17 protein-coding genes and 1 pseudogene are annotated in these 19,822 nt (G+C 71.1%); 13 read left to right on the top strand and 5 right to left on the bottom strand.

Translation table 11 applies throughout. The annotated features are described in order from the left end of the window. The first annotated feature begins 119 nt into the window (after positions 1–119). From ACZ49J_RS19940 to ACZ49J_RS19920, 5 genes and pseudogenes are all read left to right on the top strand, one after another. A complete protein-coding gene (locus tag ACZ49J_RS19940) occupies positions 120–404 on the top strand; it encodes a heavy-metal-associated domain-containing protein (protein ID WP_467449613.1) in 285 nt (94 codons plus the stop codon). An 83-nt stretch (positions 405–487) separates the two neighbouring features. Beyond that, the gene (locus tag ACZ49J_RS19935; RefSeq protein WP_467449611.1) at positions 488–2,758 is read left to right on the top strand and encodes a heavy metal translocating P-type ATPase; all 2,271 of its coding nucleotides are present in this window, start codon (positions 488–490) and stop codon (positions 2,756–2,758) included. 167 nt (positions 2,759–2,925) lie between these two features. Beyond that, positions 2,926–3,558: a hypothetical protein gene (locus ACZ49J_RS19930; protein WP_467449610.1), complete on the top strand. Its 633-nt coding sequence runs from the start codon at positions 2,926–2,928 to the stop codon at positions 3,556–3,558. A gap of 59 nt (positions 3,559–3,617) precedes the next feature. Then, positions 3,618–4,358 carry a DUF1775 domain-containing protein gene (locus tag ACZ49J_RS19925; protein ID WP_467449609.1) on the top strand — a complete coding sequence of 247 codons (741 nt, stop codon included), beginning with the start codon at positions 3,618–3,620 and terminating at the stop codon, positions 4,356–4,358. Positions 4,359–4,577: 219 nt separating this feature from the next. Further along, positions 4,578–4,900 (top strand): annotated as a pseudogene (locus ACZ49J_RS19920) (transposase family protein); the annotation flags it as partial. 181 nt (positions 4,901–5,081) lie between these two features. Here ACZ49J_RS19920 and ACZ49J_RS19915 read toward each other — a convergent pair. Beyond that, on the bottom strand, positions 5,082–5,933 hold the full coding sequence (locus tag ACZ49J_RS19915; RefSeq protein WP_467449607.1) for an SDR family oxidoreductase: 852 nt from the start codon (positions 5,931–5,933) through the stop codon (positions 5,082–5,084). A 101-nt stretch (positions 5,934–6,034) separates the two neighbouring features. On the opposite strand from ACZ49J_RS19915, the gene ACZ49J_RS19910 reads away from it, so the two are divergent. Next, complete coding sequence (locus tag ACZ49J_RS19910; RefSeq protein ID WP_467449606.1) at positions 6,035–6,610, top strand: TetR/AcrR family transcriptional regulator; 576 nt, start codon at positions 6,035–6,037, stop codon at positions 6,608–6,610. Between the two features lie 137 nt (positions 6,611–6,747). Here ACZ49J_RS19910 and ACZ49J_RS19905 read toward each other — a convergent pair whose 3' ends face one another. Further along, positions 6,748–7,344: a helix-turn-helix domain-containing protein gene (locus tag ACZ49J_RS19905; protein WP_467449605.1), complete on the bottom strand. Its 597-nt coding sequence runs from the start codon at positions 7,342–7,344 to the stop codon at positions 6,748–6,750. Between the two features lie 118 nt (positions 7,345–7,462). On the opposite strand from ACZ49J_RS19905, the gene ACZ49J_RS19900 reads away from it, so the two are divergent. Both ACZ49J_RS19900 and ACZ49J_RS19895 read left to right on the top strand, forming a co-directional pair. Then, positions 7,463–8,098: a class I SAM-dependent methyltransferase gene (locus ACZ49J_RS19900; RefSeq protein ID WP_467449604.1), complete on the top strand. Its 636-nt coding sequence runs from the start codon at positions 7,463–7,465 to the stop codon at positions 8,096–8,098. A gap of 71 nt (positions 8,099–8,169) precedes the next feature. After that, a complete protein-coding gene (locus ACZ49J_RS19895) occupies positions 8,170–9,762 on the top strand; it encodes an MFS transporter (RefSeq protein ID WP_467449603.1) in 1,593 nt (530 codons plus the stop codon). A 191-nt stretch (positions 9,763–9,953) separates the two neighbouring features. On the opposite strand, the gene ACZ49J_RS19890 is transcribed toward ACZ49J_RS19895, so the two are convergent. Then, a complete protein-coding gene (locus ACZ49J_RS19890; protein WP_467449602.1) occupies positions 9,954–10,403 on the bottom strand; it encodes a hypothetical protein in 450 nt (149 codons plus the stop codon). Between the two features lie 464 nt (positions 10,404–10,867). Here ACZ49J_RS19890 and ACZ49J_RS19885 point away from each other — a divergent pair, with 464 nt between their 5' ends. After that, positions 10,868–11,428: a hemerythrin domain-containing protein gene (locus ACZ49J_RS19885; protein WP_467449600.1), complete on the top strand. Its 561-nt coding sequence runs from the start codon at positions 10,868–10,870 to the stop codon at positions 11,426–11,428. 127 nt (positions 11,429–11,555) lie between these two features. On the opposite strand, the gene ACZ49J_RS19880 is transcribed toward ACZ49J_RS19885, so the two are convergent. Next, positions 11,556–12,107 carry a hypothetical protein gene (locus ACZ49J_RS19880; RefSeq protein WP_467449598.1) on the bottom strand — a complete coding sequence of 184 codons (552 nt, stop codon included), beginning with the start codon at positions 12,105–12,107 and terminating at the stop codon, positions 11,556–11,558. 374 nt (positions 12,108–12,481) lie between these two features. Between ACZ49J_RS19880 and ACZ49J_RS19875 the strand changes: the two genes are divergently transcribed. Next, complete coding sequence (locus ACZ49J_RS19875; protein WP_467449597.1) at positions 12,482–13,177, top strand: polysaccharide lyase family 7 protein; 696 nt, start codon at positions 12,482–12,484, stop codon at positions 13,175–13,177. A gap of 57 nt (positions 13,178–13,234) precedes the next feature. Beyond that, complete coding sequence (locus tag ACZ49J_RS19870) at positions 13,235–15,535, top strand: glycosyl hydrolase family 95 catalytic domain-containing protein (protein WP_467449594.1); 2,301 nt, start codon at positions 13,235–13,237, stop codon at positions 15,533–15,535. A gap of 86 nt (positions 15,536–15,621) precedes the next feature. Here the strand turns inward: ACZ49J_RS19870 and ACZ49J_RS19865 are convergent, their stop codons facing one another. Beyond that, positions 15,622–16,326, bottom strand: coding sequence for a TetR/AcrR family transcriptional regulator (locus tag ACZ49J_RS19865; protein WP_467449593.1), 705 nt, complete (start codon positions 16,324–16,326; stop codon positions 15,622–15,624). A 175-nt stretch (positions 16,327–16,501) separates the two neighbouring features. On the opposite strand from ACZ49J_RS19865, the gene ACZ49J_RS19860 reads away from it, so the two are divergent. Next, the gene (locus ACZ49J_RS19860; RefSeq protein WP_467449592.1) at positions 16,502–18,061 is read left to right on the top strand and encodes an APC family permease; all 1,560 of its coding nucleotides are present in this window, start codon (positions 16,502–16,504) and stop codon (positions 18,059–18,061) included. Positions 18,062–18,131: 70 nt separating this feature from the next. Beyond that, positions 18,132–19,799, top strand: a complete 1,668-nt coding sequence (locus tag ACZ49J_RS19855; RefSeq protein ID WP_467449589.1) for an amidohydrolase — start codon at positions 18,132–18,134, stop codon at positions 19,797–19,799. The last annotated feature ends 23 nt before the right edge of the window (positions 19,800–19,822 follow it).

The raw sequence follows: 19,822 nt of genomic DNA, 5'->3' as shown, positions 1-19,822 counted from the left end.
AAGTCAAGCGAACGGAGCCACTTGCGTTCCGTACCCCCTGGGGGTATACAGGACTCGGCGCGGATACCCCCGCCCCGTATACATCCCACAACGCAGCGCTCAGCTGACAGGAGGAACCCATGTCGTCGTCCTGCTGCTCCACCGAGGGCACCTGCTCGACCGGCACCACCGGCGCGGCCACGGCCACGGAGGGCGTCACCACGGCGTACGCCGTCTCCGGCATGACCTGTGGTCACTGCAAGGCCACGCTCACCAAGGTCATCGGCGAGCTGGACGGTGTGACCGGTGTCGAGGTCGACCTCGACGCCGGCCGGGTCACCGTCACCAGCGTCACCGAGCCCGACGACGCCGTCATCGCCGAGGTCGTCGACGAGGCCGGCTACGAGCTGACCGGCCGGGCCTGACCCGCACGTCAGCCCGTTCCCCCGCACCGCCGGGACCCGGACCTGTCCGGGTCCCGGCCATCCGTCCCGTACGAGGAGCAGCCATGAGCATCACCACGTCCGGCCCCACCGCCGAGGTAGAACTCGCCATCGGCGGCATGACCTGCGCCTCCTGCGCGGCGCGCATCGAGAAGAAGCTCAACCGCATGGACGGCGTCACCGCCACCGTCAACTACGCCACCGAGAAGGCCAAGGTCAGCTACTCCGGTGACGTGGCCGTCCAGGACCTGATCGCCACGGTCGAGGCGACCGGATACACCGCGCACGAGCCCGCGCCGCCGGTACCGGCGGCCGAGTCCGGGGGCGGTGACGACGCGGCCGAGGCGGACGGTGAACTGCGGCCGCTGCGGCAGCGGTTGGTCACCGCGGTGGCGCTCGCGGCGCCCGTCGTCGCGATGGCCATGGTCCCGGCCCTGCAGTTCGAGTACTGGCAGTGGCTGTCCCTGACCCTGGCGGCGCCCGTCGTGACGTACGCGGCCTGGCCCTTCCACCGGGCGGCGTTCACCAACGCCCGGCACGGTGCCGCCACCATGGACACCCTCATCTCGGTCGGCACCTCGGCGGCGTTCCTGTGGTCGCTGTGGGCCCTGTTCTTCGGCACCGCCGGCGAGCCCGGCATGACGCACCCCTTCGAGCTGACCATCGCCCGCGGCGACGGCGCCGGGAACATCTATCTGGAGGCCGCGGCCGGCGTGACCGCGTTCATCCTGGCCGGACGCTACTTCGAGGCCCGCTCCAAGCGGAAGGCGGGCGCGGCCCTGAAGGCGTTGCTGGAGCTGGGCGCGAAGGACGTCACCGTGCTGCGCGCCGACGGCGCCGAACAGACCATCCCCACCGCCGAGTTGAAGGTGGGCGACCGCTTCCTCGTGCGGCCCGGCGAGAAGATCGCCACCGACGGGACGGTGGTCGAGGGATCCTCAGCCGTGGACGCCTCGATGCTGACCGGTGAGTCCGTCCCCGTCGAGGTGGGCACGGGTGACGCCGTCACCGGCGCCACGATCAACGCGGGCGGCCGCCTCGTGGTCGAGGCCACCCGGGTCGGCGCCGACACCCAGCTCGCCCGGATGGCGAAGCTGGTGGAGGACGCGCAGAACGGAAAGGCCGCCGCACAGCGGCTCGCGGACCGGATCTCCGCCGTCTTCGTACCGATCGTGATCGCCCTCGCCCTGGGCACGCTCGGCTTCTGGCTCGGCAACGGCGCCGGGCTGACGGCCGCCTTCACCGCCGCGGTCGCCGTACTGATCATCGCCTGCCCCTGCGCCCTGGGCCTGGCCACACCGACCGCGCTCATGGTCGGCACCGGGCGCGGCGCCCAGCTCGGCATCCTCATCAAGGGCCCGGAGGTCCTGGAGTCCACGCGCAAGGTCGACACGATCGTCCTGGACAAGACCGGCACCGTCACGACCGGCCGTATGACGCTGCGGGCCGTGCACACCGCCGAGAACGCAGATGAGGCCGACGTCCTGCGGCTGGCAGGGGCGTTGGAGCACTCCTCGGAGCACCCGATCGCCCGCGCCGTCGCCGAGGGAGCCCTGGCACAGCTGGGCTCACTGCCCACACCGGAGGACTTCGCGAACGTGCCCGGCCTGGGCGTGCAGGGCATCGTCGACGGCCACGCGGTCCTCGTCGGCCGGGAGCGGCTGCTGGAAGAGTGGGCGATGAACCTGCCCGTGGACCTGGAGCGGGCCAAGGCCGAGGCGGAGGCGGCCGGTCGCACCGCCATCGCCGTCGCCTGGGACGGCGAGGCACGAGCGGTCCTCGAAGTCGCCGACGCGGTGAAGGAGACCAGCGCGGAGGCCATCGAGCGGCTGCGGGAGCTGGGGCTGACCCCGATCCTGCTGACCGGGGACAACCGGGCGGTGGCCGAGTCGGTCGCCCGCGAGGTCGGCATCGCAGCCGAGGACGTGATCGCCGAGGTGCTCCCCCAGGACAAGGTCGACGTCGTCAAGCGGCTGCAGGGCGAGGGCCGTTCGGTGGCGATGGTCGGCGACGGCGTCAACGACGCGGCCGCGCTCGCCCAGGCCGACCTCGGCCTGGCCATGGGAACGGGCACGGACGCCGCCATCGAGGCCGGCGACCTGACGCTCGTACGCGGCGACCTGCGCGCCGCAGCCGACGCCATCCGCCTGGCCCGCCGCACCCTCGGCACGATCCGGTCCAACCTGTTCTGGGCGTTCGCCTACAACGTGGCCGCCCTGCCGCTCGCGGCGGCCGGTCTGCTCAACCCGATGATCGCCGGGGCGGCCATGGCCTTCTCCTCGGTCTTCGTCGTCGGCAACTCCCTGCGTCTGCGCTCCTTCCGGGCCGCCGCCTGAACCAGTTCGAGCGCTGTCCGGGTTCCGTCCCGGACAGCGCTCACGGCTGTGGGCTCCACCGCGGGCGCGCGTCCGTGGTGAGGCCACGCGTGCCGCATTCCGGACGAGCCCGCTCTTAAGGGATCTCGCCCCGGTCCGGCCGGGCGATGTCCGATGATGGGCGCGTCATGACCATGCTCCTCCGTCCGCCGACGCACCGTGCTCCCCTGCCCGTTCTGCGGGCCGCGGTCTTCGCGGTCGTCGGGACGGTGCTGGGGATGAGCGCCCACCATCTGGTCGCCGACGGACCGGCTCCGCTGCAGCCGGGCGCGGCGGCGGCCCTGGTGCTGTTCGGCATGGGACTCGCAGGCACCCGGCGCCCACGCTCCCTGGTCACGGTGGTGGCGGCCTGCGGTGCCACGCAGGTGGCCCTGCATCTGTGGCTGACGGCGGCCGGTGCCCCGCACCACGCGGCGGCCACGGGCGTGTCCGGGCACCCCCGGCACGGCATGGGCCCGCCCGACTCGCTCGCGATGACGGCCGTCCACGCCGCGGCGGCGCTTGTCGTCGCCGTCCTGCTGCACCGGGCCGACAAGGCCTGCTGGTTCCTGACCCGTGGCCTGGTGGAGGCCGTCGACCGCGTCCGGGCGCGGATCGACACGGTCCTGGGCCTTCGGGGCGACCTCCCGGCCGCGCCGGAGGCCGGACTGCCGGGGCCCGTCCGGGAAGGGCTGGAGCGGCCACCGCCCGAGGGCGCGGTGCTCGCGGACGTGCTGGTGCGCAGGGGTCCTCCCCGGGCGGGGTTCACTCTCGTCCCCTGACTGCCCCTGCCGGAGCGGCCGTCGCGCCGTCCGTGCTTTCCTCATGCCTGGAGACACCCATGCCCCGCACCACCCGCCTGCGCGCCGGTATCCGCCGTACGGCCCTCGCGTCGGCCGTGGCCGCCGCCGTCCTGTTCGCCGCCGGTCAGGCCGCCGCCCACGTGGAGGTCGAGTCCGACGACGCCCAGGCCCTCGCGCAGAACGTCGAGCTCACCTTCAGCGCCGAGTCGGAGTCGGGCACGGCCGGGATCTCCGAGCTCCGCGTGATCCTGCCCAAGGGCATCACACCCGGCGACGTGACCTACGGCGAAGGCCCCGAGGGCTGGAAGTTCACGGCGGCCAAGGACGGCTTCACCGTCGGGGGCGCGGCCGTGAAGGTCGGAGAGGACGTCGAACTCTCCGTGCTCGTACGGCAGTTGCCCGACGCGAAGGAGCTGGTGTTCAAGACGCTGCAGACCTACAGCGACGGCAAGGTGGACCGCTGGATCGAGCTGGGCGAGTCCGGCGGCGACGGCCACGGACATGGTCACGGCAACACCGCCCCCGTGCTGAAGCTCAGGGCCGCCGAGCCCGGCGCCGAGCCGGTCAGCCCGTCCCCGAGCGAATCCGAGAGCCCGTCCGCCTCCCCGACGCCGAGCGCCGGGACGACCGAGCCTTCGGCTTCTCCCGCGGCCGGGGCGGCCGGGGAAGACGACAGCGGTCTGTCGGCCGGCGCCTGGACCGGCATCGGCGCGGCCGTGGTCGTCGTGGCGGGGGCGGCCGCCTACCTGGTCCGGCGCCGGAGCGGCGCACAGGAGTAGCGGCGCCGGCCGCGCCGCGGGACGCCTACGCCGTGGCGGCCGGCGTCCGAAGCGCGCCACCGCCCAGCGGAGACCAGGGGGTCCGGTCTCCGCTGGGCGGTGGCGCGCGGCGGTGCGGGGCTCCACGGCCGCGTCCGGCTCGCCCGTGCGCGCGAGCCATGCCCGCAGGGCCTCGCCGAGGCGGTCCGCGACGGCGCGGTGGGAGGTCAGGCCGGCGAGACCGGGGGCAACCGCAACGATGTCACCCGCTGATCCCGCTCCTCCCAGCCGTGCCGCCCGTCCGCGGCAAGCGCGGCCGGCCCCGACGCCGCCCCGCCGTGGTGCTGGCCGACCGCGGCTACGACCTCGACAATTACCGCCGGCTGTTCTGGGTCCTCGGGGTGTAGCCGCTGATCGCCTGCCGTGGCACCGAGCCCGGCTCCGGACAGGGCACCCAACGCTGGGCCGTTGAGCGCGCGTTCGCCCATTTACATTGGTTCCGCCGCTTGCGAATCCGCTGGGAGAAACGCGACGACATCCACGAAGCGTCCCTCACTCTCTGATGCGCGCTCATCTGCGGCCGACGCTCATGCGATCACGCGGGAGTGCTGGGTGGGACGACGTGCCGGACTTCCGGAGGTCGAAGTTGCGGAGGATACGTAAGGGCGGAGATGCGTAAGGGCAGAGATGCGTAAGTCCGTAATGGCGGCGAGATTTCCTGACGGGTCGTGCCGGCAGGGCGGATCAGTGAGTGAAGGCGACAGATTCAGCGAGATCCTTCTGAGTCTCGAGCGCGGTGAGACGTTCGGTGAGTGCCGCGTGGATTGCGCTATAGGTGTCGGAGCCGAGAGCCAGGCGCAGTGGCGGGCTCGGGTGGCGAGTGGTGTCGTAAATGGCGGCGGCGAGCTTGGCCGGGTCGCCGGTGAAGACGCTCTCGTCCGCGGTTTCCAGATAGCGCCGGGTCTGGCCGACGGCATTGCCGCGGTAGACGGTCGTCTCGGTGGTGTATTGCAGGGCCGAAGCGAAGCCGGTACGGGTGGCGCCGGGCTCGACCAGAGTGAGGTGAATGCCGAAGTCGGAGACCTCGCGGCTGACGCTCTCGGTGAAGCCCTCCAGCCCCCACTTGCCCGCGTGATAGGAGCTGTGAGTGGGGATACCGACCTGGCCGCCCACGCTGGATATCTGGATGATCCGGCCACCGCCCTGCTCACGCATCGGCTGCAGGAAGGCGCGGGTGATCACCATCGGCGCGAGCAGGAGGACCTCGATCTGGTCGCGAATCTGCTCGACGGTCATTTCCTCGGCGGCGCCCACCACCGCGTATCCGGCATTGTTGACCACAATGTCCACCGGCCCGGACCGGAGAGTCCTGCCGACCACCTTGTCCACGTCGGCCGGCCGCGTGAGGTCGAGGATCTCGACAGTCAGCCGGTCGCCGTACGTCTCGCGCAGGTCTTCCAGAGCTGCGGGGCGGCGGACCGTCGCCGTAACGCGGTCGCCGTTGCGCAGGGCATGCTCGGTGAGATGGCGGCCCAGCCCACCGGAGGCTCCGGTGACGAACCAGTGACGTGAGGCCTTGCCGGAGGTAGCTGGCATGGGGGTCTCCTGAAGTAGAGTGATACCGGAACTCGTTCCGTTTAAAGTTAAGCGGAACGGATTCCGGAAAGCAACTGGAGACCGACACCGAAGGAACCCGCATGCCCGCCACGCCCCGCCGCACCAGGAGTGACGCGCTGCAGAACCGGGAGCGCCTGCTGGAGGTCGCCGCCCAGGCCTTCGCCGAGCAGGGGCTGGACACCGCACCTGCCGCCATCGCCAAGCAGGCGGGCGTCGGTGTCGGCACGCTCTACCGGCACTTCCCGACTCGGGAAGTCCTCATCGACGCCGCCTACCGGCGCCAACTCACCCAGGTGTGCGAGAAGGTGAACGACCTTCTCGCCCAGCATCCCGCCGCCGAGGCCACCCGGATGTGGATGGAACACTTCATCCACTACGCCACGGCGAAGAGCGGAATGTCCGAAGCCCTCAACGCGGTCATCGCCTCCGGCATCGATCCATACTCCGACAGCCGCGCACTCCTTACCGACGCCGTCGCCGCCCTCCTCGCGGCCGGCGCCCGAGACGGAAGCCTGCGAACGGACGTCGCCCCGGACAATGTCCTACTCCTCATGGGTGGCATCGCCTATTCCGTGCAGCACGGCACCAAAGAGCAAGCCCGTCCGCTCGTCGACCTCTTCATGGACGCGCTGACCAAGGACTCGACCTCGAGCTGAACCCGAGCTCCCGGACCGGCACGCCAACGCGCGCGCAGCCACGGACAATTCATCGAGCGGCTCTGTCGGCACTCACACTGTAGGGCCCTTGCTCGATTCGTACTCGACATCCCGGCGCTTCATTCTGATCCCAGCCCTTACTCGGCCGGGCCTCGTCTCGGCGCTGCACGGACATGCGCGCGTTCGCCCTGTTTCCCGATGAGACTCAGGTACTCGACGGGACCGGCACTGGTGGCCCCGAACCAGTGCGGAGTACGTGTGTCGAACTCCGCGGCCTCCCCGGACTTGAGGATGAGGTCGTGATCCCCGAGCACGAGGCGGAGCGTTCCGTTGAGGACGTAGACCCAGTCGTAGCCCTCGTGGGTGCGCATGTCGGGTTCGGCGTCGTCGTTTCCGGTCGGGAGGACGAACTTGTAGGCCTGGATTCCACCGGGCCTGCGGGTCAGCGGCAGAATGACCGAGCCGTCGCTGCAGGAGATGGGACGCAGATTGATGCGGGGGTCGCCCGTCGGCGGCGCATCGACGAGCTCGTCGAGTGTGACCCCGTAGGCGCGCGCAAGCGGAAGCAGCTGCTCGAGCGTGGGGCGGCGCAGGCCCGCCTCGAGCCGGGACAGGGTGCTGGTGGAGATGCCGGTCTCCGCCGCGAGGTCGGCGAGCGTGACGTCCCGACGCAGCCGAAGGCGTTTCAACCTCGGTCCGACGGCGTCCAGCGTGCGGTCAATGGCTTCATCCATCGCACCATTTTGCCATTTGGCAACAACGTTTGCACATCCGCCCTGTCTCTCGGCACCGTGACGAAAAAGCCGACGAACGCACCCGCAGAAGGGTGTCGCGAGCGAGGGAGCGCACTCTGTGACGCACGGATTCGACAAGGACTTCTGGGAGCGGCACTGGCAACAGGGACGAGCCGGCGGCCCCGCATCCATGGGCGGCAACCCGCCCAACCCGTACCTCGCTCGTGAGACCAGCGGCCTGGCACCGGGCACGGCGCTGGATGCGGGGTGCGGCGGCGGTGCGGAGGCGATCTGGCTCGCCTCCCGCGGCTGGCACGTCACCGCAGCCGACATCTCGTCCGAGGCACTTGCTCGCGCTGCCGAGCGGGCGGCGACGAGCGGGGCTCACGAGCGCCTGCTGTGGGTTGAGGCGGATCTGGGCGTCTGGCGCCCGGGCGCGCAGTTCGACCTGGTCATGACCCACTACGCCCACCCGGCGATGCCGCAGCTGGAGTTCTACGACCGCATCGCCGGATGGGTGGCCCCCGGCGGCACGCTCCTCATCGTGGGGCACCTGCACACCAGCGGCTCTGCCGGCCACGGGCACCGCCCTCCTGCCGAGGCGTCGGTCACTCCCGCGGCCATCACCGCGCGGCTGGACGGCACGGAGTGGGAGATCGTCACCGCCGAAGAGCACCTCCGCACACTCACCGGCCGCGGAGGCCGGGCGGTCCCCCTCCACGACGTCGTCGTGCGCGCCGCCCGACGCCATTAGCCACACCGTCCGACAGCGCCAGGGCCGCTGCTCCGGCGCCGATTCCCCTTGCCTTCTGGAAAGGTTTCTCCATGAGCACGAACCGCTCCTCGGACGCGGGAGCGCCCGACCCGACCATCCAAGACCCGCGACAACGACGCACGATCCTGGTCGGGGTCTGCATCGCGCTCATGGCGATCATCGCTTCGGTGTCCGGGCTGAACGTCGCCCAGCCGGAGCTCACCGTCGCCTTTGACGCCTCGCAAACCGAGGTCTTGTGGTTCATCAACGTCTACACCGTCACTCTGGCCGCGCTGCTCCTCCCGCTCGGCGCGATGGGTGACCGGTGGGGCCGCAGGCCGGTGCTACTCGCGGGCCTGCTCGTCTTCGGAACAGCGAGTGCGGCGGCCGGCCTTGCGACGTCGTCCGAGATCATGCTCGCCGCGCGCTTCCTGAGCGGCGTAGGCGCGGCAATGATCATGCCGGTCACCCTGGCCGTCATCACCTCGACCTTCCCGGACGAGGAGCGCTCCAAGGCGATCGGCGTGTGGACCGGCGTCGCCGGCGGTGGAGGCATCCTGGGGATGTACCTGTCGGCCGTCCTGGTCGACCTGGCGAGCTGGCGATGGCTCTTCGTCCTGCCGGTCGTGCTCGTCGTCGTCGCCATCGTCATGGCTCTGCGATCCATCCCGAACTCGCGCGAGGCATCGGGGCACGGGTTCGACGCCGTCGGTTCGCTGTCGTCCGTGGCCGCGGCGGTCGGGCTCGTCCTGTTCCTCCACGAGGGGCCCGAACGCGGCTGGACCGCGCCCGCCACGCTCCTGAGCCTCCTCGTCGGCGTCGTCGCCGCTGTCGGATTCGTGGCATGGGAGCTGCGCCGACAGGCTCCGCTCCTCGACGTCCGCCTGTTCCGCAAGCGAGGTCTAGCAAGCGGTTCCGTGTCGCTCCTGACGGTCTTCGGCGTGCAGGCGGGAATCTTCGTGGTCCTGTTCCCGTACTTCCAGGCGGTGCTCGGCTGGTCCGGCCTTCGCTCCACCCTGGCGCTCATGCCGATGGCGCTGCTCATGATGTCCGCCTCCGGCCTCGCCCCGCAGGCGGCCGCGCGCATCGGCAGCCGCTCGACGATGGCCTCGGGGATCTTCCTGAGTGGCGCGGGACTGGTCCTCATGGCCACCTTCGTCTCGGTCGACGGCGGGTACTTCTCGATCCTCCCCGGCATGCTCGCCATGGGAGTTGGCATGGGGTTGACGATGACGCCCGCCACCGAGGCCATCACCGCCGCCTTGCCGCGTGAGCGTCAAGGCGTCGCGTCCGCGCTCAACGACGTCACCCGGGAGTTCGGCACCGCACTCGGGGTCGCGCTCCTCGGAGCGGTCCTGAGCGCAGGCTACCGCGGCGCCATCGACTCCCGGCTCGACGGAGTGCCGGACGACGCCGCCGACGCCGCCCGCGAGGGCGTCGCCAACGCTCTCGCGACCGCCGGCGGGGACAGCCCCCAGACGCAGGCGCTGATCCGAGCCGCTCAAGAGTCCTTCGTCGACGGCTGGCAACAGGCCATGTGGGCAGGCGCAGTAGTGATGGCGATCCTGTTCGTCTACGTTCTCGCGCGAGGTCCGCAGCAACGGACCGAGGGTTCCGGTGGCAACAGCCGTGACTCCAACGATGTAGTCGCCGACCTGCTTTGACCCGCCCGCCACCCTGTCCTGCCTGCCTGCCTGAGCGGAGGTCAGGCGCTGCGGCCCGGGTGTTGTCGGGGCACAGTGGGCATGCCCGGAGATCGGCTTCCAGCTCGTCGAGGCGGGGCAGCATTCTGGGATTGGTCGGCAGCAGTAGGCAGCGAATGCAGACTTCTGTGAACCATCGGTGCCAGTGCGGATCACGTCTCGTCGGGGCCGATTACGGCGTTCAGCGCGCGCAGAGCGTCATCGTATTGGCGACGGTCGAACTGGAACGGACCGAATGCCGTGTACTCGCGGGCCTTGCGATGGGGTTGCTCGAAGGAGTCCCAGACCACGAGGTGGGCTGTCGGGGTGATGCGGGCCATGAGGGGCCAGCATCCCCACTCGCCGCATTCACAACCGAGCACGGGTGTCTTCGGCCCCATCGCGTTGGTGGACCGTCCGAGGAAGTGATCCCGCATCGGGCCGAACCGGAAGAACTCCGGGATCAGACCGCCGTAGGCATCGCCGGCGGGCTGCATCCCGGCCGCGATCTCGAACCCGTCGATCAGCTCGGTGAGTGGTGCTCCGTCGACGCGGGGGACGATCACGAGCGGGCCGCCGTCGCCGCGGTGCCGGCCGTCGAAGCAAATCTCGTTGCTGGTCATCCAGCGATTGTCTCAGCGAAGCCGTTCCCTCCTCCCGGCTGGATTGAGCTGGAGCTATGCGTGGCATGCCGAGGTCGATCGCCGTACCGCCGGGAGTTCGCCGGTCCATCTGAGCGAGCTTGCTTCAGCGCCGGCCGGGCTGACCCGGAGTCCTTCAACCTCGCCGAGCCAGCCCACGCGCTCGGCCTCGGCGATGCGGGGCGACGAGGTTGTCGCGGATTTCCTCCAACCGGCCGCGCCGGGCCGGGTCCGAGGGCGAGTGGCCAGTTCGTGGACGGTCATTGAGGTGGTCCTCGCCTGCGTCGAGGTGCTCCGTCCCGGGACCTGTGGAACAACTCCAGCACAGCGCGGTGAGAGGCGTCCCGAAGCGGCGGTCCCCGCGTTAGCCCCAGGGGCGCCGGGGCACTCGGGGCCCGTGGCGGGTCCGCCCCGGAGTCGCCACGCCCCTGGCTGGAGGTGAAACCATGGGACACGGAGGAAACGTCATCGACGAGCTGGTGACCGATCACCGTGAGGTCGAGGAGATCTTCGGCCGGATCGAGGCGCTGCCGCCCGGAGAGAAGGACCGCAAGGTACTCGCCGACCAGGTCACGATCGAACTGGTCCGGCACTCGGTCGCCGAGGAGGCCTACCTCTACCCGGCGGTGCGGGAGCACATGGCGAACGGGGACGCGTTGGCCGACAAGGAGCTCGACGACCACTCCAAGGCCGAGCAGATCATGAAGGACCTGGAGGGCTGCGACGCCGACGACCCCGAGTTCGACCGGCTCATCGGCATGCTGATGACCGAGATCCGGTCGCACGTGGCCGACGAGGAGGAGAACCTCTTCCCCGGGCTGCGCGCGGCGTGCACCGCGGACGCGCTCGACACCCTCGGTGAGAAGGTCCGCCAGGCGAAGAAGACGGCACCGACCCGACCGCACCCGTCCGCCCCGGACACGCCTCCGGCGAACAAGCTGCTGGCGCCGGGCGTCGGGATGGTCGACCGCCTGCGTGACGCGCTGTCCGGTCGCGGCAAGAGGTGAGGTGACGGGTACGGTTCGGGTCAGGGGCGCCCGCGGGCGCCCCTGACCGGTGTCGATCACGGCTCGGCCGGGAGCCCCCTCCGTGCTGACGCGGCCGGCACGGGGACCTGGCCGTCCCGGCTGCCGCTCAGGCGATGAGCGCCTCTCCCGGCTTCCCCGGCGCCCCCGGCTTCAGACGGTCGAGGAGCTGGGAGTGGTGCAGTGCGGCCACGGGTGCGAGGAGGTCGGGATGGCGCAACAGCGCCGCCGCCCGGCGGTCGCGGTCGTCAGGCGCGACCAGTCGCCGGAACTCGACCGGCGCACCGGCCGTGTGACCGCCCTCTGCGACCGCGGCCACGGCCAGGCCGGCCAGTTCCGGATCGGTGAGGAGGCAGGCCGCCCAGCTCGCCACGACCTCGTCCACCCAGGTGCGCCAGGCGTGGTCGTCCGGGTCCTCGTCCCCGGTCCCGGCACCGTCCGCGCCCGTGATCCAGTCCAGCCGGGCGGAGCCACCGGGGCCCGCCATCTCCACCAGTGCCGCGTCCATCGGCGTCGGATAGCGCAGCCACGACGCCACCGTCACGGCCTGTCGTGCCTGCACCTCGCACAGGGCGGCGGCCAGCGCGCCGCCTCCCGAGGGGTAGGCGCACACCAGCCACTGGGTCGTCGCCGCGATGAGGGGGGAGAGGTCTGCGAGCACTGCCGGGCCGTCCGAGGTACTGCCGGGGAAAGGGGGACCGCACAGCACGGTAGCCCGCCGCGCGTACCGTGAGACGTGACGCGTGCCTCGCACGCGACGTGGCCTCGGCCACATCATCGCCGCGACGCCCCGAGAGCGGCGCGTGCAGCCGGGGCTACTGAAGGACCGTACACGGCGGGGACAGAACGCGGCCCCATGCGCCTCGTGGGCCATAGACGGACCTACATCGGACCTATCTCCGACTCGTTCCATGCATTGACGCGGTTTGACGGCCAGTCCTACGCTGCGCCAGGACGAGAGATCCGATGAATCGTTCCTGTGATCCACCCGCTCAACCCCACACCAGCGCGTGACGTCCACCAGGAGTGATTGGCATGAGCCCTTCAGACTCACAGCCGTCCAGACGTACGGTCCTCGCTGCCGGCGGCTTACTCGCCGGCAGCGCGGTCTGGGCGATGACCCCGGCCACGTCCTCGGCCGCACCCACCGCACCCGCCTCGCCGACGGACGGCTGGACGAAGACCAGCTTCACCTACGGCATGCAGAAGCCGTGGAACCTCGACCTGAGCGACCGCTACACCCACACCGGCGGCGTCCACCGGATGTGGGTGTACGACACCGACGAGCCCATGTCGCAGGGCAGTTCCACCGACCCGCGCACCGAGATGCGCTGGAGGCAGGAGTACACGTCCGGGCAGCACATGTGGGACGCCGACGTGTACCTCCCGTCCGGTACGAACGGCGCGACCTTCGTGCAGATCCTCCGCGTGATCCACCCCGCGGGCACACCCGCCACGGACTTCATGCTCAACGCCTACAGCGCGAGCGGCGGCACCGTGCGGGCCTACGACCGCACCGTCCTCAAGACGAACGCCTACAACACGTGGTTCAACGTCAAGCTCGAACACAACGCCTCCAGCGGCACCGTCAAGGTCTACTTCGACGACGAGCTGGTGCTGACCACCGCGGACCGCGGGCCGGCCACGCGTCACTTCAAGAACGGCGTCTACCACCACGGCAGCGGCCGCGCGGAGGCCCGCTTCCGCAACATCACGTACTGGACCCGGTGAGCGGTACGGAAACCATCGAGGACCTCGACGAACCGTCGCACCTTGGAGGCACCCGCAATGACCTCTAGAAGAGCCGTGCTCGGCTCCGTGATCGGCGGCACGACGCTCGCCGCGCTGCCCACGGTGACCGAAGCCGCTCCCGCCGGCACCGCCGGCGAAGAAGCCCTCGCGGCCGGTCCCGGCCGCGCCCCCTGGAAACTCCGCAACCGCATGGACTCCACCGGCGCCTGGTCCGGCTTCCTGCGCCGGCAGGACCTGGTCTGGCGCAAGCTGCCCAAACTGTGGCACGAAGCACCGTTCCTGGGTGACGGGCGGCTGGGCAGCATGGTGTACCAGGATCCGGTGACCAGCGGCATTCGCTTCACCGTCCAGCACGGCGAAGTGCAGGACCACCGCCCCCAGTTCGGCAGCGGCTGGGGCACCTGCCGGCTGCCCGTGGGGCATCTGACCCTCGATCCGGTCGGCACCGTCACCGGCGTCGACTGGCGCCTGAGCCTGTGGGACGCCGAGCTCACCGGCACGGTCACCACGGACAAGGGCTCCCTGTCCTTCACCGCGTTCATCCACGACGGCATACTCGCCGCACGCGCGACGGCCGACGGCGACGAGGAGGTGCGCTGGACCTTCCACCCCGAGGAGGCGATCAGCCCCCGGAAGATCAGTGAGGCGCCACCGAACGGGTACGTCCCCAACCCGCCCTGGGAGACCCGGACGACCGACGGCGTCGCGCAGGTCCTGCAGCCGCTCACCGGCGGCGGCCAGACCGCGACGGCCCACCGCCGCTTGGGCGACGTCCTCCTTCTCTCCGTCGCCCACAGCCATCCCTCGGACACCCGGGCCGCGGAGGTCTCGCTGAGGAAGATCCAGCGCGCCCCCTCGTACCGGGCGCTCCGCGACCGCCACACCCGCTGGTGGCACGCCTTCTACCGCAAGAGCTTCGTCTCGATCCCCGACGAGCGGCTGCAGAGCTTCCACTGGATCCAGCTCTACAAGGTCGCGTCCGCCAGCCGCGAGGGCGGCCCGGTGATGGCCACCTCCGGCCCGTGGCTGGAGCCCACACCCTGGCCCGCAGTGTGGTGGAACCTCAACGTGCAGCTCGAGTACTGGCTGATCCACGGCTCCAACCACCTGGAACTGGACTCGCTCGCCAGTACTCTCCGGCAGAGCCAGGAACAGCTGATCGCGAACGTACCCGCCGCCTACCGGTCGGACAGCGCCGGGGTCGGCCGCAGCTCGGACATGTTCATGAACCGCGGCGCCCCCACCCCGGGCAGCGGCGGCGAGTCGGGCAACCTCCCCTGGGCCCTGCACAACGCCTGGCTGAGCTACCGCCACACCATGGACGAGTCACTGCTGCGCGACACGGTGTTCCCGCTGCTGCGCCGCGCGATCAACTACTACCTGCACTTCCTCCAGCCGGGGGACGACGGCAAACTGCACCTGCCTAAGACCCTGTCCCCGGAGTATCCGGTGGTCCCTCCGAAGGACACCAACTACGACCTGGCACTGCTGCGCTGGGGCTGCGCCACTCTGCTGGAGGCGTCCGAGCGCCTGGGCGTCGATGATCCGCTGAAACCGCGCTGGCAGGAGGTACTGGCCAAGCTCACCCCGTACCCGGTGGACGACAACGGCTTCATGATCGGCGCGGACACCCCGTACGCCCAGTCGCACCGCCACTACTCCCACCTGCTGATGATCTATCCGCTGTACCTCGTCAACTGGGACCAGCCGGAGCAGCGCGAGCTGATCGAGAAGTCGGTCGTCCACTGGCACGCGGTGACCGGATCCCACCGCGGGTACAGCTACACGGGCGCCGCGTCGCTGTACGCGATGATGGGCCGCGGCGACACCGCGCTGTCGTACCTGAAGAAGTTCTTCGACCCGACGACGCGCTACCCGTGCCGGGCCAACACCCACTACACCGAGGCCGGCCCCGTCATCGAGACCCCGCTGTCGGCGTCGCAGTCCCTGCACGACATGCTCTGCCAGAGCTGGGGCGGTGTCGTACGGGTCTTCCCCGCCGTGCCGGACTCCTGGGCCGACGTCGCCCTGCACGACTTCCGCACCCAGGGCGCCTTCCTCGTCAGCGCGTCCCGCACCGGCGGGGTCACCCGTTTCGTCCGCGTGCGGAGCCTGGCGGGTGAGCCGCTCGAACTGCGGCACGGACTGACCGGCGGCCCGGTGACCGCGGTCCTCGACGACGGCACCAAGGCCCACACCCGCCCGACGGACGAGGGCACCCTCGCGATCGATCTGCCCAAGGGCCGCGAGGTGCTCCTGTACGCGGGCCGGCGCCCCGACCTCGTCATCGCCCCGGTGGAGGTGAGCGAGCCGGGCGAGCCCTGGGGGCTGCCGTAGACCACCGAGCCGCCGCAGCGCTTCGCATCGGGCCCAGGGGGTGAGCTCCTGGGCCCGATGCCTCTTCCGGCAATCCCGGCGCATGGCTACCGGCGCGCCGACGCCGCCGGGGCTCGGGCCGCCAGTGCCTCCAGCAGGAGGTCGACCGCGTCCTCGAAGGAGCTGTCCCGCATGGTGTACAACTCCTGGCGCACGGTGGTCAGCGCCGGATACGAGGCGGGGTCCAGCCCCTGGTAGACGTCGTTCCACGCCCGGTGGTCGGCCTCGCGCTGCTGTCGTGGGAGCGCCTGGAACGCCGCGTCCATCGCCGCGTGGCCGAGCACGGTGTCGATGAACGCCAGATACAGACGGGTCGCGTCGGAAGGATCGAAGCCGGCGGACAGCAACAGGCCGATCCCCGTCTCCACGGCACGGATCTCGTTCTCGCGCCGGGTGACCCGGTACGAGGCGAAGGCGGCCGCGCGGGGATGGGCGAGGTACCCGGCGCGCACCCGCAGGGCCATCTCGCGCAGTGCGGCCACCCAGTCGTCACCGGGGGTGAACCCCGCCATGGCGTCGCCGATGATGCGGTCGGCGATGGCGAGCACCAGGTCGTCGGTGCCGTCGAAGTAGCGGTAGAGGGCGCTGGGATCGCAGCCGAGGGCGGTGCCGAGCCGTCGCACGCTGAGCGCCTCCGGGCCGTGCTCGCCGATCAGGCGCAGGGCGGTCTCCACGATCAGGTTCTCCGACAGCAGGACCCCCGAGCGGGTGGGACGGCGGCGTTGTCTCTCCCGCGGAACACGGGTGGGCATACCGGACTCCTCTCGTGCCGGGCCTTGTGGACCTACCGGCCGCATACGGGGAAGTGAAGAGGCGCGCCCGCCTTATGTCAACAGCATTGACGCAAGGCGAACGCGCGGTGTTCGATCGCAGTCCCGCGCGGCTCGTCCTCTCGTCCCTCCCCTTGCTCCCCGCGAGGAGGCTTCCATGCCGTCCCTGTCTCCCCAGCCGTCCACGCCTTCGCAGCCGTCCACACCGCACCGGCCCGCCCCGCCGGCGCCGTCCGGTGGGGCGGACACCGGGCTGCGCCGCTCCCTCGGTGTCGTGGACGGCGTCGCCATCGCCGCCTCCAGCACCGCCGCCACCACCAGCATCGCCATCGGCATGGGCACGATCGCCACCATCGTGGGCCTGCAGGCCCCGGCGCTCCTGCTCCTCGCGTTCCTTCCGGTGCTCGGCATCGCCACCGCGTACGCCCGCCTCAACCGCTCGGAGCCCAACTGCGGCAACGGCTACACGTGGGTCGGCAAGACCCTCGGCCCCTGGCCCGGCTTCCTGACCGGATGGGTCACCATCGTCGGCTCGGTCATCTTCTGCGCCTATACCAGCGCGGTCATGGGCTCGGTCGTCCTGATCTTCGCCAACAAGGCGGGCCTGCGCAGTCTGGCGGGCATCGCCCTCGATCCGTCCTCCACCGGTGTCACCACGGCGGTGGGGCTGGTGCTCCTGGTCGGCCTCACCGCGCTCGCCGTCACCGGGATGCGCGCCACCACCCGCTTCCAGTTCGCCCTGCTCGTCTTCGAGTACGGCGTGCTGCTGGGCTTCTGCGGCTGGGCCCTGATCACCGGCGGGCAGTCCTTCTCCTTCTCCTGGTTCAACCCGTTCGAGATCTCCGACGGCACCACCTTCGCCCAGGGCATGGTCCTCGCGGTGTTCTTCTTCTGGGGCTGGGACGCGGCCTTCAGCGTCAACGAGGAGACCCGGAGCCCGGGCGACTCGGCCCGCGGCGGACTGATCGCCCTGTTCGCCATGCTCGGGCTGTTCCTCTTCGCCTCGGTGGCCTTCCAGCGCGAGATGAGCCTGACCGAACTCATCAAGAACGGCCCGCAGGCCCTGCCGTACCTCGGTCAGAAACTGGCGGCGGAACCCTGGGCCACCCTTCCGCTGGTCGCCCTGATGTTCTCCGCCGCTGCCTCGGTGCAGTCCACCCTGATTCCCACGGCGCGCGGACTGCTCGCGATGGGGCGGGACCGCACCATGGGGCCGTTGTGGACCCGGGTGCACCCCCGCTACGGCACTCCCGCCGCCGGAACGGTCGTGGTGCTGTCCATCGCCGCCGCGATCGCCCTGCTGGCCGTCGCCATCCCGAAGCTGAGCGACATGCTGCTCGCCGCCGTCAACGCCATCGGCCTGCTCGTCGCCCTCTACTACGGCCTCACGGCGCTGGCGTGCGCCGTCCGCTTCCGGTCCGCCGCCCGGGAGGGGCTGCGCGCGGCGGTGCTCGCCGTGGCCGTGCCCGCCCTGTCCGGTCTGGTGCTGCTGGGGCTCGGCGGCTATCTCGGATACTCGTACCTGACCAAGAGCGATCACTTCGAACTCAGCCCCGACAACGGGTGGTTCATGTTCTCCCTGCCCGCCCTCATCGTCCTCGCCGGCCTCGGGATGGCGGCGGTCGCCAAGTACGTCCGCCGATCGCCGTACTTCACCACGGGACGCGGAACCGACGCGGAGGCCCTCACCCTCCCGATGGACCGCACGGCCGTCTGAGCCCGCGGCCCGCCCGGCCCGCTCCCCCTCCATGCCCCTGTCCCCCACCCTCTCCAGGGAGTTCCCCCCGATGTCGCAGTCCCAGGTCACGGGCCCCGCCGATCTCGTCCTCACCGGCGGGCCCGTCCACACCGTCGATCCCGCCCGCAGCCGCGCCACCGCCGTGGCCGTGCGCGGCGGGCGGATCGCGGCCGTCGGCCACGACGAGGTGCACGCGCTGATCGGGCCGGGCACGGAGGTCGTCGACCTCGCCGGGAAGCTGCTGCTGCCCGGCTTCCAGGACGCCCACGTGCACCCGCAGGGCGCGGGCCTGGAACTCGGCATGTGCCACCTGGCCGACACCGTCGACCCCGCCGAGTACCTGCGGCGGATCGCGGCGTACGCCGACGCGAACCCGGACGCCTCATGGATCAGCGGCGGCGGCTGGTCCCTGGAGGCCTTCCCCGGCGGCGCCCCCACCGCCGCGGCCCTCGACGCGATCGTCCCCGACCGGCCCGTCTTCCTGCCCAACCGGGACCACCACGGCGCCTGGGTCAACTCCCGGGCGCTCCAGCTGGCGGGCATCGACGCCCGCACCCCGGATCCCGCGGACGGCCGTATCGAACGCGACGCCGACGGCCACCCGACCGGCATGCTGCAGGAAGGCGCGGTCCACCTGGTGGGCCGGCTGGTTCCCGAGCCCACCCCCGAGGAAAAACTCGCCGGGCTGCTGCGGGCCCAGGCGGTCCTCCACTCCCACGGTGTCACCGCCTGGCAGGACGCCATCGTCGGCGCCTACGCCAACATGACCGACCCCGCACCCACCTACCAGAGGGCCCTCGACCGGGGACTGCTCACCGCCCGCGTCGTCGCCGCCCTGTGGTGGGACCGCGAACGCGGCGCCGAGCAGATACCCGAACTGGTGGCCCGCCGCGACGAGTTGAGCCGGGAACGGTTCCGCGCCGGCACGGTGAAGATCATGCAGGACGGTATCGCCGAGAACCACACGGCCGCGATGCTCGACCCGTATCTCACCGGCTGCGGCTGTGCGTCCGACAGCAGCGGCATCAGCTTCGTCGACCCCGGTGACCTGAAGAAGTACGTCACCGAACTCGACGGTCTCGGCTTCCAGGTCCACTTCCACGCCCTCGGCGACCGCGCGGTGCGCGAGGCGCTGGACGCCGTGGAGGCCGCCCGCGCCGCGGTCGGGCACCGCGACACACGGCACCACCTGGCACACCTCCAGGTCGTCCACCCCCACGACATACCGCGGTTCCGGGCGCTGGGCGCCACCGCCAACCTGCAGATGCTGTGGGCCGCCCACGAGCCGCAGATGGACGAGCTCACCCTGCCGTTCCTGGGTCCCGAACGCGGCGCCCGGCAGTACCCGTTCGGGGACCTGCTGCGCGCGGGGGCGACACTGGCCGCGGGGAGCGACTGGCCGGTCAGCAGCCCCGACCCGCTCCAGGCCATCCATGTCGCCGTCAACCGCGTCTCCCCCGGCGCCCCCGAGGGCACCCCCGAGTTCCTCCCCGGACAGCGTCTCGACCTGGGCGCCGCCATCGCCGCGTACACGGCGGGCAGCGCCTACGTGAACCACCTCGACGACATCACGGGCAGCATCACCGTCGGCAAGGCGGCCGACCTCGTCGTCCTGGACCGGGACCCGTTCACGGGCCCGCCCGAGGAGATCGCCTCCACCCGGGTCCTGGAGACCTTCGTGGAGGGGGCACGGGTCCACGCGGCCCCCGACGCCTGAGCTCCGGCGGCATCGGCTCCCCG

The organism is Streptomyces sp. NPDC030840, from assembly GCF_055572015.1.
Note: the sequence above shows the minus strand (reverse complement) of the source record. Positions and strands in the feature narration are given on the sequence as shown.

Excerpts from the sequence above, each read along its gene's own strand:
- ACZ49J_RS19895 (WP_467449603.1), top strand. The coding sequence starts at position 8,170 with ATGAGCACGAACCGCTCCTCGGACGCGGGAGCGCCCGACCCGACCATC.
- ACZ49J_RS19915 (WP_467449607.1), bottom strand. The coding sequence starts at position 5,933 with ATGCCAGCTACCTCCGGCAAGGCCTCACGTCACTGGTTCGTCACCGGA.
- ACZ49J_RS19925 (WP_467449609.1), top strand. The coding sequence starts at position 3,618 with ATGCCCCGCACCACCCGCCTGCGCGCCGGTATCCGCCGTACGGCCCTC.
- ACZ49J_RS19940 (WP_467449613.1), top strand. The coding sequence starts at position 120 with ATGTCGTCGTCCTGCTGCTCCACCGAGGGCACCTGCTCGACCGGCACC.
- ACZ49J_RS19875 (WP_467449597.1), top strand. The coding sequence starts at position 12,482 with ATGAGCCCTTCAGACTCACAGCCGTCCAGACGTACGGTCCTCGCTGCC.
- ACZ49J_RS19855 (WP_467449589.1), top strand. The coding sequence starts at position 18,132 with ATGTCGCAGTCCCAGGTCACGGGCCCCGCCGATCTCGTCCTCACCGGC.
- ACZ49J_RS19865 (WP_467449593.1), bottom strand. The coding sequence starts at position 16,326 with ATGCCCACCCGTGTTCCGCGGGAGAGACAACGCCGCCGTCCCACCCGC.
- ACZ49J_RS19885 (WP_467449600.1), top strand. The coding sequence starts at position 10,868 with ATGGGACACGGAGGAAACGTCATCGACGAGCTGGTGACCGATCACCGT.
- ACZ49J_RS19935 (WP_467449611.1), top strand. The coding sequence starts at position 488 with ATGAGCATCACCACGTCCGGCCCCACCGCCGAGGTAGAACTCGCCATC.
- ACZ49J_RS19910 (WP_467449606.1), top strand. The coding sequence starts at position 6,035 with ATGCCCGCCACGCCCCGCCGCACCAGGAGTGACGCGCTGCAGAACCGG.
- ACZ49J_RS19905 (WP_467449605.1), bottom strand. The coding sequence starts at position 7,344 with ATGGATGAAGCCATTGACCGCACGCTGGACGCCGTCGGACCGAGGTTG.
- ACZ49J_RS19930 (WP_467449610.1), top strand. The coding sequence starts at position 2,926 with ATGACCATGCTCCTCCGTCCGCCGACGCACCGTGCTCCCCTGCCCGTT.
- ACZ49J_RS19860 (WP_467449592.1), top strand. The coding sequence starts at position 16,502 with ATGCCGTCCCTGTCTCCCCAGCCGTCCACGCCTTCGCAGCCGTCCACA.
- ACZ49J_RS19870 (WP_467449594.1), top strand. The coding sequence starts at position 13,235 with ATGACCTCTAGAAGAGCCGTGCTCGGCTCCGTGATCGGCGGCACGACG.
- ACZ49J_RS19890 (WP_467449602.1), bottom strand. The coding sequence starts at position 10,403 with ATGACCAGCAACGAGATTTGCTTCGACGGCCGGCACCGCGGCGACGGC.